This is a genomic window from Microbacterium sp. MAH-37 (assembly GCF_009758255.1).
Lineage (GTDB): Bacteria > Actinomycetota > Actinomycetes > Actinomycetales > Microbacteriaceae > Microbacterium.
On sequence record NZ_WSEN01000009.1, the window covers coordinates 237,615 to 248,659 of the forward strand.

Below are 11,045 nucleotides of genomic sequence, written 5' to 3' on the forward strand. Positions count from 1 at the left end.
GTCAGCGGTCGAGACTCACGCCGTAGAACAGCGGACGGCCGTACAGGTCGTAGGTGAGACCCTTCACGTCCTTGTTCTGCGCCGTGATCGCCGAGTTCACGTAGAGCGGCACGATCGCGACGTGCTCGGCGTTCCACTTCTGCACCTCGGTGTAGATGCGGTTGCGCTGCTCGGGATCCGAAGAGGCCAGACCCTCGGCGAACAGCTCGTCCAGCGCGGGATCGCTCACCTGCGACGCGTTCTGGAAGCCGTCAGTGCCCAGGTGACTGCGCAGCAGGTCGGGGTCGACGCCCGAGAAGTCCCAATCGGTGATGTCGTAGGTCTTCGGACCGTACTGCTCGTTGTAGGCGGCGGGCTCGAGCGCCTCGCGCGTGATCTCGAAGCCGACCTTCTTCAGGTCGGACTGCACGGCGTTCGCGAGGGCGGCCTTGTCGTCCGAGATCGGCGTCCACGCGATCCAGCGCGCGGACAGGCGCTTGCCGTCCTTCATCCGGATGCCGTCCGTGTCGCGCGCGGTCCAGCCGGCCTCGTCGAGCAGCGCGTTCGCCGCGTCGGCGTCGAACGGCCAGCTGCCCTCGAGGCTCATGTCGTAGCCGGGCGTGGTGGGGCCGAGGATGCTCCAGGCCCGCGGGAACTCGCCGAAGAAGATCTGCTCGACCGCAGCATCCACGTCGATCGCCCTCTCGAACGCCTGGCGCACCTTCTGGTCGGCGAACACGCCGTACTTCTCGTTCAGGAACAGCGAGTACGGCAGACCGGGGTACTCCTTCGCCTCGACGGTCACGTCGTCGCCGAGGTCGCCGACGACGTTCGGCGGCAGCTGGCTCGCGACATCCGCCTCACCGGAGGAGACCACGCCGGCGCGCACGGATGCCTCGGGCAGGATCTCGACGCGCAGGGTCTCGACCTTCGGGGTCTTCGCTCCCTCGGGCCCCCAGGCGTAGTCGTCGTTGCGGGTGTAGACGATCTCCTGATCGGCCGTGTACTCGCTGAGCACGAACGGTCCGGTGCCGACGCTCACGTCAGGGCCGCCCGCTGCGAGTTTGTCAGCGGAACTCTTCAGCACCTTCGGCGACCAGAAGCCCAGCTGAGCGGTACTCGCGGCCTGCAGGAACGGCGCGTAGGGCTGAGTGAAGCTCACCTCGACCGTGTGCGGATCCACGACCTTCGTGCCGGCGTACAGCTCGCCGCCGAGCATGTTCGCGGCCTGGGCCGATTTGGTGGCCGGGTCGACGATGCGGTCGAAGTTCGCCTTCACGGCATCCGCGTCGAACGGGGTGCCGTCCGTGAAGCTGACGTCGTCGCGCAGCTCGAACGTGTAGGTCTTCCCGTCGTCGGACACGGCCCACTTCTTCGCCAGCCACGGCGAGAACGAGCCGTCGGCCTCCTGGAACACCAGCGAGTCGAGCACCTGGCGCTGCACCATCGCGGTGACGTCGAGCTGGCTCACCTGCGGGTCCATCTTGCCGGCGGAGAGGTTCGCCCCCTCGATCGCCCAGACGAGTTCGCCGCCCTCCGATCCGGCGTCGCCGCCGGAGGGTGCGGAGCACGCGCTGAGAACCAGAGCGGATGCCGCGGCGATCGCCGCGAGGGGAAGAAGACGGCGCGCGGTGAAGGCGGGCATGCGTGACCTCGGAAGGGTGCGGGAACGGGACATTCCAGTTTACCCAGAATTACTGGACGGGGTCGAAGAACCCGGCATCCGGCCTCACCGATAGACTGACGCGACAACCCACACTCAGGCACGCTCACACAGTGCCGCATACATCGCTCAAGGAGACCCCTATGTCCGAGCACGCCGCGTCCGCGATTCCCGACAAGCCCGCCCTCGAGGGTCTCGAAGCGAAGTGGGGTGAGACCTGGGCTGCGAACGGCACGTACCTGTTCGATCGGGTCCGCGCCGCCGAGAACGGCCGCGCCGGGGTGTACTCCATCGACACTCCCCCTCCGACAGCATCCGGCAGCCTGCACATCGGCCACGTGTTCTCGTACACGCACACCGACATCAAGGCCCGGTTCGAGCGGATGCGCGGCAAGAACGTGTTCTATCCGATGGGCTGGGACGACAACGGCCTGCCCACCGAGCGCCGCGTGCAGAACTACTACGGTGTGCGCTGCGACCCGTCGCTCCCCTACGACGCCGACTTCACGCCCCCGTTCGAGGGCGGCGACAACAAGTCGTCCCGCGCTGCGGACCAGCAGCCGATCAGCCGCCGGAATTTCATCGAGCTGTGCGAGCGCCTCACCGAGGAGGACGAGAAGCACTTCGAGGCGCTGTTCCGCCAGCTCGGCCTGAGCGTGGACTGGACGCAGACCTACCGCACCATCTCGTCGGAGACCATCCGGCAGAGCCAGCTCGCCTTCCTGCGCGGGCTCGAGCGCGGCGAGGCCTACCAGTCGCTCGCACCGACCCTGTGGGACATCGACTTCCGCTCCGCGATCGCGCAGGCCGAGCTCGAGGACCGCGAACAGCCGGCCTCGTACCACCGCATCGCGTTCCACAAGACGGATGGCTCCGGCGACATCGAGATCCAGACCACCCGGCCCGAGCTGCTCGCGGCCTGCGTCGGTCTCGTGGCGCACCCCGACGACGAGCGCTACCAGCCGTACTTCGGCAAGACCGTGCGCACGCCGCTGTTCGACGTCGAGGTGCCGGTGCTCGCGCACCACCTCGCGCAGCCCGACAAGGGCTCCGGCATCGCCATGATCTGTACCTTCGGCGACGTGACCGACATCGTGTGGTGGCGCGAGCTCGACCTGCCGGTCCGCACCATCCTGGGCGTGGACGGCCGCGTGCTGCCCGACGCTCCGGAGGCGATCGTGTCGGATGCCGGGAAGGCGGCCTACGCCGAGCTCGCGGGCAAGACCGTGTTCAGCGCCCGCAAGCAGATGGTGGAGCTGCTCGAGGGCACCGGCGAGCTGCTCGAGGTCGGCAAGCCGTTCAACCACGCCGTGAAGTTCTTCGAGAAGGGCGACCGCCCGCTCGAGATCGTCTCGACCCGGCAGTGGTACCTGCGCAACGGCGCCCGCGACGAGGCGCTGCGCGAGCAGCTCATCGCGAACGGACGCGAGCTGGCGTGGCACCCGGACTTCATGCGGGTGCGCTACGAGAACTGGGTCGGCGGCCTGACCGGCGACTGGCTGATCTCGCGGCAGCGCTTCTTCGGCGTGCCGATCCCGGTCTGGTACGCGCTCGACGCGAACGGCGAGCGCGACTACGACCGTGTGCTGACTCCGTCGCTGGAGAGCCTGCCGATCGACCCGACGACCGACGTTCCCGAGGGCTACGCCGAGGAGCAGCGCGGCGTGCCCGGCGGCTTCGACGCCGAGAAGGACATCTTCGACACCTGGGCGACGTCCTCGCTCACGCCGCAGCTGGCCGGCGGCTGGCAGCGCGACGAGGACCTCTGGAACCTCGTGGCGCCGTTCGACCTCCGGCCGCAGGGTCAGGACATCATCCGCACCTGGCTGTTCTCCACGATGCTGCGCTCCACTCTCGAGGACCAGCGCTCGCCGTGGGCCAATGCGGCGATCTCCGGCTTCATCGTCGACCCCGACCGCAAGAAGATGTCGAAGTCGAAGGGCAACGTGGTCACTCCGGCCGACATCCTCGACAAGCACGGCTCGGACGCCGTGCGGTACTGGTCTGCGTCGAGCCGCCTGGGCATGGACGCGGCGTTCGACCCGCAGAACCCGACGCAGGTGAAGATCGGCCGCCGCCTGGCCATCAAGATCCTCAACGCGGCGAAGTTCGTGCTGTCGTTCCCCGTCACCGAGGGCGCGCAGATCACGCACGCTCTGGATGCCTCGATGCTCACCGCGCTCGACCAGGTGGTGCAGGGCGCCACCGCCGCATATGAGAACTACGACCAGGCCAAGGCGCTGGAGATCACCGAGGCGTTCTTCTGGACGTTCTGCGACGACTACCTCGAGCTGGTCAAGGAGCGCGCCTACGACCAGACGAACGTCGGCCAGGCATCCGCCGCGCTGGCGCTGCGCCTGGCACTGTCTACGCTGCTGCGCCTGCTCGCCCCGATCGTGTCCTTCGCGACCGAGGAGGCCTGGTCGTGGTTCGAGGAGGGCTCGATCCACACCGCAGACTGGCCGGCTGAGCTCGGCATCGAGGGCGACGCCACCGTGCTCGCCACGGCGAGCGAGGCGCTGATCGGCATCCGCCGCGCGAAGACCGAGGCGAAGGCCTCGCAGAAGACGCCGGTCGCCGCTGCGACCATCTCGGCTCCTGCGGAGAAGGTCGCCGCGCTCGAGTCGGCGGCCGACGATCTGCGCGCCGTGGGCCGCATCGCCGAGCTGTCCTTCGCCGAGGCCGACGAGCTCGCCGTCACGGCGATCGAGCTGGCACCGGCCGAGGAGGCGTGATGCAGCTCGGAACGCGCTGGGCCGCGGGCGCCGAGCCGCCGGCATCCGTCCCCGCCGCACTGCGACCGGGCATCTCCGAGGTCGAGGCCGAACTGGCTGGGTCCCTGAGCCTTTCGAAGGGCCACTGGACGCTCACCTGGCTCGAGGGTCGCCCGATCGCAGAGCTGGATGCCGGGTGGGAGGTCCTGCTCACGGCATCCGGCGACGTGGTCGCCCGCCCGTTCCAGGACTGAGCGGTCATGAGTGAGCCCCCTGTCGCGCACGCGGCAGGGGGCTCACTCATGGGTGTGCGTCAGCGACGAGTCAGCCCGAGCTGGGCCAGCGCGTGGTCTACGGCACGGGGGTCCTGCTTGCGGGACTGCTGCTCGCGCAGCAGGTCGAAGGCGAGCTCGCGGCGCTCGGCGCGGCGCTCGCGGCGGTGCGCGACGAAGGCCGTGAGGCTGTCGGCGACCCGCAGCAGGGTGCGCTCGGCGGCGGTGGGAGTGGCGATGTGCAGCGTTGCGGCGGTCATGATTACTCCTCAGTGCTCTGGGCGGAGCCGGACTGGCCCGGCAGGTCGAAGATCTCGGAACGGAGGCTGACGCGGCGTGTGCCGGGTGCTCCCTCCTGGCCCTTGTAGCGCTCGACGACGGCATCGACGAGATCACTGAGCTCCTTGCGCACGTCTGCCATCTGCGCGGGCGTCAGGTCGAGCATCGTCGTCATCACGAGCCCCGCGTCGCGCCATCCCTCGGGGACCGCGGACTCGGGTCGGTTCAGATAGTCCATCAGCGTCTGATGCCTCAGTCTGAAGAACTCGGCGGAGACGATCTGCGCGGCGGCGCGATTGGCCGGCGACATCGTCTCGTCGGGGCCGGGCAGGTTGATGCGCCCCTTGGGACGCTCCCACCACCGCTCACGAGCGGTGCCACGACCTTCCACCTCGCGGATCAGGTCATGGGCGGCGAGAGCCCGCAGGTGGTAACTGGTCGCGCCAGACGTCTCGCCGATCAGCGCGGCAAGCGAGCTCGCCGTCTGCGGACCACGTTCGCTGAGCAGGTCGTAGATGCGCACCCGCAGCGGGTGCGCCAGCGCCTTCAACGCTCCGGCATCCAGCGTGCGAGGCTGGTCCGTCTTGTCGTGCTGCTCTTCTGTGCTCATACATGCAAAGATACCTATGCAAAGGTCTCTTTGCAAGTGTTTCTTTGCAAAAGTTTTCGGGCAGCGCTACTCCGGCGCTGCCACCTTGCGCTCCGGCGCGTCTTCCTGCGCGGAATCGCGCGGAACCCGCATGCCGTACACGATGCCTGCGGCGATCAGTGCCGCCCCCAGAATCTCGGCACCGCTCACGGGCGCGATCGCGAGAATCGCGGTCGTCACCAGGGCTCCGACCGGCACCAGGCCGGCGAAGAGTCCTGCGCGATCCGGGCCGAGCCGGCGCAGCGCGCTGTACCAGAGCAGGAACGCGACAGCGGTGACGACGATCCCGAGGTACACGAACGCCGTCATCTCGACGCCGGTCGGCACACGCAGCGCCGCGACCTCACCGGTGAGCCAACCCGCGATGAGCAGCATCGGCACGGCGGCCACTGCGGCATAGGCGGACACCCGGGTGGCGCCGAGCTTCGGCAGCAGCGGCACGGCGAGCAGTGAGAACAGCACCTCGCACAGCATCGCGCCGAGGGCGAGCAGGAGCCCGAGCAGGTCTCCGCTCCCCCAGCCCGCGGCCACAGCGGTGCCCGCGGCGACCACGACCGCGGCGATGACCACCCGGCGGCTCGGCCAGCGCCGCTGCAGCACGGGACCTGCGAGCGCCAGCACGATCGGCACCGCACCCACCACCGAGCCGATCAGCGCCGGGCTGGCATGCCGGGTCGCCTCGATGAGGAACAGGTTGAACCCGACCAGGCCCGTGCCCGCCAGGGCGATCAGCAGCAGGACATCCCGCAGCGTGAGCCGGATGCGGGGCGCGCGCTGCACGGCGAGCACCACCATCAGGATGGCGGCCGCGATCGCGAACCTCACTGCCTGGCCGAACAGCACCGGGTAATCGGCGATGAGGGCGGAGACAGCCGCCGAGGTGCCGACGAGGAGCATCGCTGCGGCTGCACAGAGAGTGGCCGCCGCCGTGCGTGTCATCTCAACGGTCCTCCCCGTCGTCCCGGTCTCCGCGGTGAAGGCGGCGGAGGCGCCACCTGAAGTATGGCGCGTCAGCGCTCCCAGCGCAGCCGGAACTCCCAGGGCCCGCGACGCAGTACGCGTGTCTCTTCGGGCGCGTCCCCGGCGACCTCCGAGACGGGGATCGCTTCGAGCACCGGCCCGCCGGCGTCCTCCCGCCAGGCCCGCAGGCGCTCGGCCATCCGCTCGGCGAGTTCGGGACCGTCGGATCCGAAGGACCGCACGAAGAAGTCGACGCCGTCGCCGGCGCGACGGTGATCGATGACCGCGAGACCGTCGTCCGCGAGCCAGACCGGCGTCCTCATCCAGGATGTGCCGGGGAACCCGTTCTCCTTGGTCTGCGACGCGCTGCGGATCCTGCCAGCACGCTCCGGTCCGCACAGCAGCCGCAGGAACTGGGGCAGAATCGGCGCCCCGAGGGCACAGCTGTCCACTGTGCCGGTAGGCGCCGCCTCTCGCGAGAGCACCGACTCCAGCCAGCCGGCCGACAGATCCCGATCCGGCGCCAGCACGACGTCGCCGCTGCGGATCTCCTCGAGCGCCTCGCCCTCCGTGCCCGCCCCGCGCGCTGCGACGAACCCGCCGCCGAACGAGCGCCGACCGACCAATCCTCCGCGATCGTGCTCGAACGCCCAGCCGCATCCGATGCCGCACAGACCCATCGGCGCGACCACTCGCGCCCCGGGCCTCAGCACCCCTGGCAACCAGGTGGGGAAGGTCCAGGTGTCGACGGTGAACTGCACCAGATCGAACGATCCCGAGGCGATCGCCGTGTCCGGCGCCCAGGCGTCGACGAGGTCGGCGCGCACCGGAACGGGAGTCGGATGCTGCGCCAGCGACGCGCGAGCGCGGTCGATCACTCTCTGGTCGATGTCGACCGTCCAGACTGAACCGCGCGGAGCCACCATCTCGGCGAGCAGCGCGGCGTTCGTGCCGCCCGAGCCGATCTCGAGCACGGATTCTCCCGGCATCGGCGCGGCGATCTCCAGCATCGTCGCCTGCATCGACGGCGCCGACACCGTACTGACCGTGATCCCGCCGGCCTCCGCCACCGTGTGTGTACGGTCGGCGTAGACCTGATCCAGCGGCACGCCGGGGATGAACGCCGAGCGCCTCACCCGCTCGAACGCTCCCCGCACGCGATCGGAGCGGATGCTCCCTCCCGCGGTCAGCTGGTCGATCAGTCCTCGTCGTGCGGTGAGCTCGGCATCCATGACCCGATCATGCTCCCGGCCTCCGACGTCGGCACTCCGACGGGCCCGTCAGGCGGCGACCGCCTCCCGCGCGGCGACGAACGCCGAGACGCACTGCTCGACCTGCTCGGTCGTGTGCGCGGCGGAGAGCTGCACGCGGATGCGCGCCTTCTCACGCGGCACCACCGGGAAGCTGAACGCCGTCACGTACACGCCCCGGCGCTGCATCTCGGCGGCGATCCGCGCGGTCAGTACGGCATCGCCGAACATCACCGGCACGATGGGGTGCTCGCCGGGCAGCAGATCGAAGCCTTCCTCGGTCATCCGGCGCCGGAACAGCTCGGCGTTCTCGCGCAGCTGCGCGCGCAGCGCGGCCGATCCCTCGACCAGGTCGAGCGCGGTCAGCGTGCCGGCGACGATCGACGGCGCGAGGGTGTTCGAGAACAGGTACGGGCGCGAGCGCTGGCGAAGCAGGGCGACGATGTCGCGGTGCGCGGCGACGTACCCGCCGGATGCCCCGCCGAGCGCCTTCCCGAACGTGCCGGTGTAGATGTCGACGCGATCCGAGACGCCGCACAGCTCCGGCGTGCCGCGACCGTTCTCGCCGACGAAGCCGACGGCGTGCGAGTCGTCCACGAACACCAGTGCGTCGTACTTCTCGGCCAGGTCGCAGATCTCCGGGAGCTTGGCGATGTAGCCGTCCATCGAGAAGACGCCGTCGGTGACGATCACGCGGAAGCGCGCGTCCGCCGCATTCTTCAGTTGCTGCTCGAGATCGGCCATGTCGCTGTTGCGGTACCGCAGGCGTCGCGCCTTCGACAGCCGGATCCCGTCGATGATCGACGCGTGGTTCAGCTCATCGGAGATGATGGCGTCCTCCGCCGAGAACAGCGTCTCGAAGACGCCGCCGTTCGCGTCGAAGCAGGACGAGAACAGGATCGCGTCGTCGGTGCCGAGGAACGCCGCCAGACGCCGCTCGAGCTCGAGATGCTGCTCCTGCGTGCCGCAGATGAACCGCACGCTGGCCAGGCCGTAGCCCCACTCGTCGAGCGCCCCCTTGGCTGCCTCGAGGATCCGAGGATCGTCGGCGAGGCCGAGGTAGTTGTTCGCGCAGAAGTTCAGCACCTCGGCGCCGTCGGCGACGATCTGCGCGCTCTGCGGACCGCGGATGCCGCGCTCGTGCTTGGTGAGTCCGGCCTGCTCGATGCCGTCGAGCTCTGCGGCGAGGTGCTGCTGGAAGGTCCCGTACATGTGCTTCTCGTTCCTGCGGCTCAGAGCCGCGTCCAGTCCAGGATGATCTTGCCGGTGCCGGCGGATGCCGCGGCCGCGAAGCCCTTCTCCCAGTCGGATGCCGGGATGACGTCGGCGATGATGCGGCCGATCGCCTCGCGCAGCGCCGGGCTGGTCTGCAGCATGGCGCCCATCGCGTTCCAGGTCTCGAACATCTCGCGCCCGTAGATGCCCTTGATGGTCAGCATGTGGGTGACGATCTTGCCCCAGTCCACGCCGAAGGGCGCACTGGGCAGACCCAGCATGGCGATCCGGCCGCCGTGGTTCATGTTCTCGATCATCGTCGGCAGCGCGGAAGGAGCGCCACTCATCTCGAAACCGACGTCGAAACCCTCGCGCATGCCGAGCGCCTTCTGCGCGTCGCGCACGTCCTGCTTCGACACGTCGACCACCCGATCGGCGCCCATCAGCGTCGCGAGCTCGAGCCGGGGCGCACTGATGTCTGTCGCGGTGATGAAACGCGCGCCGGCGTGCCGTGCGACGGCGATCGCCATGAGGCCGATCGGGCCGCAACCGGTGACCAGCACGTCCTCTCCGATCACCGGGAACGCCAGGGCGGTGTGCACGGCGTTGCCGAGCGGATCGAAGATCGCGCCGACCTCGGGCTCGATGTCGGAGTGGTGCACCCACACGTTCGTCGCCGGCAGCGAGAGGTACTCGGCGAAGGCGCCGTCCCGGTGCAGGCCGAGGCCGATGGTGCGGATGCACATCTGGCGACGCCCTGCACGACAGTTGCGGCACATGCCGCAGACGATGTGCCCCTCGCCCGACACCCGGTCCCCGATCTTGATGTCGTGCGCGAGCGGGCCGACCTCGACGACCTCGCCATAGAACTCATGGCCGGGGATGAGCGGGGTGCGGACCTCTGAGTCGGCCCAGTCGTCCCAGCGCTCGATGTGCAGGTCGGTGCCGCAGATGCCGGTGCGGAGCACCCGGATGACGACCTCGTCGGGTCCGGCGACAGGATCGGGACGATCCACGAGTGCGAGCCCGGCGTGCGGGCCGTCCTTGAACAGAGCCTTCATACTCCGATCCCATCGCTCTCCACGATGAAGATCAATGGGCAGTTTCTGGATATATTACTTAGCTTCACTTCATGGTTGGATGAAGAAGTGAACCTTCAACAGCTGCAGATCCTGCGCGAGCTCGGCGCGCTGGGCAGCGTCACCGCTGCATCCGAGGCCCTGCACGTCTCACCGTCGGCCATATCTCAGCAGCTCTCGACGCTGCAGCGGGAGTTCACCACTCCCCTGACCCGCAAGCAGGGCAGGACCCTCGTGCTGACACCGGCCGGCGAGGTGCTCGCCGAGGCCGGTGCCACCGCGCTCGACGCGATGGCCGCCGCACGCACCGCCGTGGACCGCTTCGAAGCAGCGCCCTCCGGCGTGGTCACCGTGAGCGGATTCCTCAGCGCCGCGCAGGCGCTGTTCGGCCCGCTGGTGCGGGAGCTCGGCACCGGCGACGACGTCCCGACGATCCGCTTCACCGACGAGGACGTCGCGCAGAGCGAGTTCCCCGCGCTCACCGCGCGCTACGACCTGGTGCTCGCGCATCGCATGGAGCACAGTGCGCGCTGGCCGCGCAGCGGCATCCGCTCCGTTCCACTGGCGACCGAACCTCTCGACGTCGCGCTCGCCGCGTCGCATCCGCTCGCCGCGCACGCGACACTCACGCCGGAGCAGGTGGTCGGCGAACGCTGGGTGACCAGCCGCACCGGCTACTCCCCCGACGACGTGCTGCGAACGATCTCCGCCGTGACCAACAGACCGGTCGAGATCGTGCACCGCATCAACGACTACGGCGTCGCAGCCGCGGTGATCGCCTCGGGAGGAGTGATCGGGATGCTGCCGCGGTACACCTCCCTGGCTGCGGGTGTCAGCGGGGTGGTCCGGAAGCCGCTGCGCGGCGTGAGCACGAACCGCATGATCGATGTCCTGGCCCGACCGGAGAACCTGCACCGGCGGTCGGTGCAGATGGTCGCCGACGCGCTGCAGCGGGTGATGGCGGCGCTCACGGCCTGAGCGTGCA

10 protein-coding genes are annotated in these 11,045 nt (G+C 69.3%); 3 read left to right on the top strand and 7 right to left on the bottom strand.

Annotated elements, in window-relative coordinates; all coding sequences use genetic code 11:
- Position 1: 1 nt before the first annotated feature.
- Positions 2 to 1,624 (bottom strand): ABC transporter substrate-binding protein, encoded by a 1,623-nt coding sequence (locus GON06_RS13360; protein WP_157312758.1) that lies wholly within the window; start codon positions 1,622 to 1,624, stop codon positions 2 to 4.
- 161 nt (positions 1,625 to 1,785) lie between these two features.
- On the opposite strand from GON06_RS13360, the gene valS reads away from it, so the two are divergent.
- Together valS and GON06_RS13370 are read left to right on the top strand one after the other, a co-directional pair.
- Positions 1,786 to 4,377, top strand: a complete 2,592-nt coding sequence (gene valS, locus GON06_RS13365; protein WP_157312759.1) for a valine--tRNA ligase — start codon at positions 1,786 to 1,788, stop codon at positions 4,375 to 4,377.
- A complete protein-coding gene (locus tag GON06_RS13370; RefSeq protein WP_157312760.1) occupies positions 4,377 to 4,610 on the top strand; it encodes a hypothetical protein in 234 nt (77 codons plus the stop codon). Before valS ends, GON06_RS13370 begins: the two co-directional genes overlap by 1 nt.
- A 59-nt stretch (positions 4,611 to 4,669) precedes the next feature.
- Here GON06_RS13370 and GON06_RS13375 read toward each other — a convergent pair whose 3' ends face one another.
- From GON06_RS13375 to tdh, 6 genes are all read right to left on the bottom strand, one after another.
- A complete protein-coding gene (locus GON06_RS13375) occupies positions 4,670 to 4,888 on the bottom strand; it encodes a hypothetical protein (RefSeq protein ID WP_157312761.1) in 219 nt (72 codons plus the stop codon).
- 2 nt (positions 4,889 to 4,890) lie between these two features.
- Positions 4,891 to 5,517: an ArsR/SmtB family transcription factor gene (locus tag GON06_RS13380; protein ID WP_157312762.1), complete on the bottom strand. Its 627-nt coding sequence runs from the start codon at positions 5,515 to 5,517 to the stop codon at positions 4,891 to 4,893.
- A gap of 66 nt (positions 5,518 to 5,583) precedes the next feature.
- On the bottom strand, positions 5,584 to 6,495 hold the full coding sequence (locus GON06_RS13385; RefSeq protein WP_157312763.1) for a DMT family transporter: 912 nt from the start codon (positions 6,493 to 6,495) through the stop codon (positions 5,584 to 5,586).
- A 71-nt stretch (positions 6,496 to 6,566) separates the two neighbouring features.
- Complete coding sequence (locus GON06_RS13390; protein ID WP_157312764.1) at positions 6,567 to 7,748, bottom strand: methyltransferase domain-containing protein; 1,182 nt, start codon at positions 7,746 to 7,748, stop codon at positions 6,567 to 6,569.
- Between the two features lie 48 nt (positions 7,749 to 7,796).
- Positions 7,797 to 8,978 carry a glycine C-acetyltransferase gene (locus GON06_RS13395; RefSeq protein ID WP_157312765.1) on the bottom strand — a complete coding sequence of 394 codons (1,182 nt, stop codon included), beginning with the start codon at positions 8,976 to 8,978 and terminating at the stop codon, positions 7,797 to 7,799.
- Positions 8,979 to 8,998: 20 nt separating this feature from the next.
- Positions 8,999 to 10,042: an L-threonine 3-dehydrogenase gene (tdh, locus tag GON06_RS13400; protein WP_157312766.1), complete on the bottom strand. Its 1,044-nt coding sequence runs from the start codon at positions 10,040 to 10,042 to the stop codon at positions 8,999 to 9,001.
- Between the two features lie 87 nt (positions 10,043 to 10,129).
- Between tdh and GON06_RS13405 the strand changes: the two genes are divergently transcribed.
- A complete protein-coding gene (locus tag GON06_RS13405) occupies positions 10,130 to 11,038 on the top strand; it encodes a LysR family transcriptional regulator (RefSeq protein WP_332837534.1) in 909 nt (302 codons plus the stop codon).
- Positions 11,039 to 11,045 lie beyond the last annotated feature (7 nt).

Excerpts from the sequence above, each read along its gene's own strand:
- GON06_RS13360 (WP_157312758.1), bottom strand. The coding sequence starts at position 1,624 with ATGCCCGCCTTCACCGCGCGCCGTCTTCTTCCCCTCGCGGCGATCGCC.
- valS (WP_157312759.1), top strand. The coding sequence starts at position 1,786 with ATGTCCGAGCACGCCGCGTCCGCGATTCCCGACAAGCCCGCCCTCGAG.
- GON06_RS13370 (WP_157312760.1), top strand. The coding sequence starts at position 4,377 with ATGCAGCTCGGAACGCGCTGGGCCGCGGGCGCCGAGCCGCCGGCATCC.
- GON06_RS13375 (WP_157312761.1), bottom strand. The coding sequence starts at position 4,888 with ATGACCGCCGCAACGCTGCACATCGCCACTCCCACCGCCGCCGAGCGC.
- GON06_RS13380 (WP_157312762.1), bottom strand. The coding sequence starts at position 5,517 with ATGAGCACAGAAGAGCAGCACGACAAGACGGACCAGCCTCGCACGCTG.
- GON06_RS13385 (WP_157312763.1), bottom strand. The coding sequence starts at position 6,495 with ATGACACGCACGGCGGCGGCCACTCTCTGTGCAGCCGCAGCGATGCTC.
- GON06_RS13390 (WP_157312764.1), bottom strand. The coding sequence starts at position 7,748 with ATGGATGCCGAGCTCACCGCACGACGAGGACTGATCGACCAGCTGACC.
- GON06_RS13395 (WP_157312765.1), bottom strand. The coding sequence starts at position 8,978 with ATGTACGGGACCTTCCAGCAGCACCTCGCCGCAGAGCTCGACGGCATC.
- tdh (WP_157312766.1), bottom strand. The coding sequence starts at position 10,042 with ATGAAGGCTCTGTTCAAGGACGGCCCGCACGCCGGGCTCGCACTCGTG.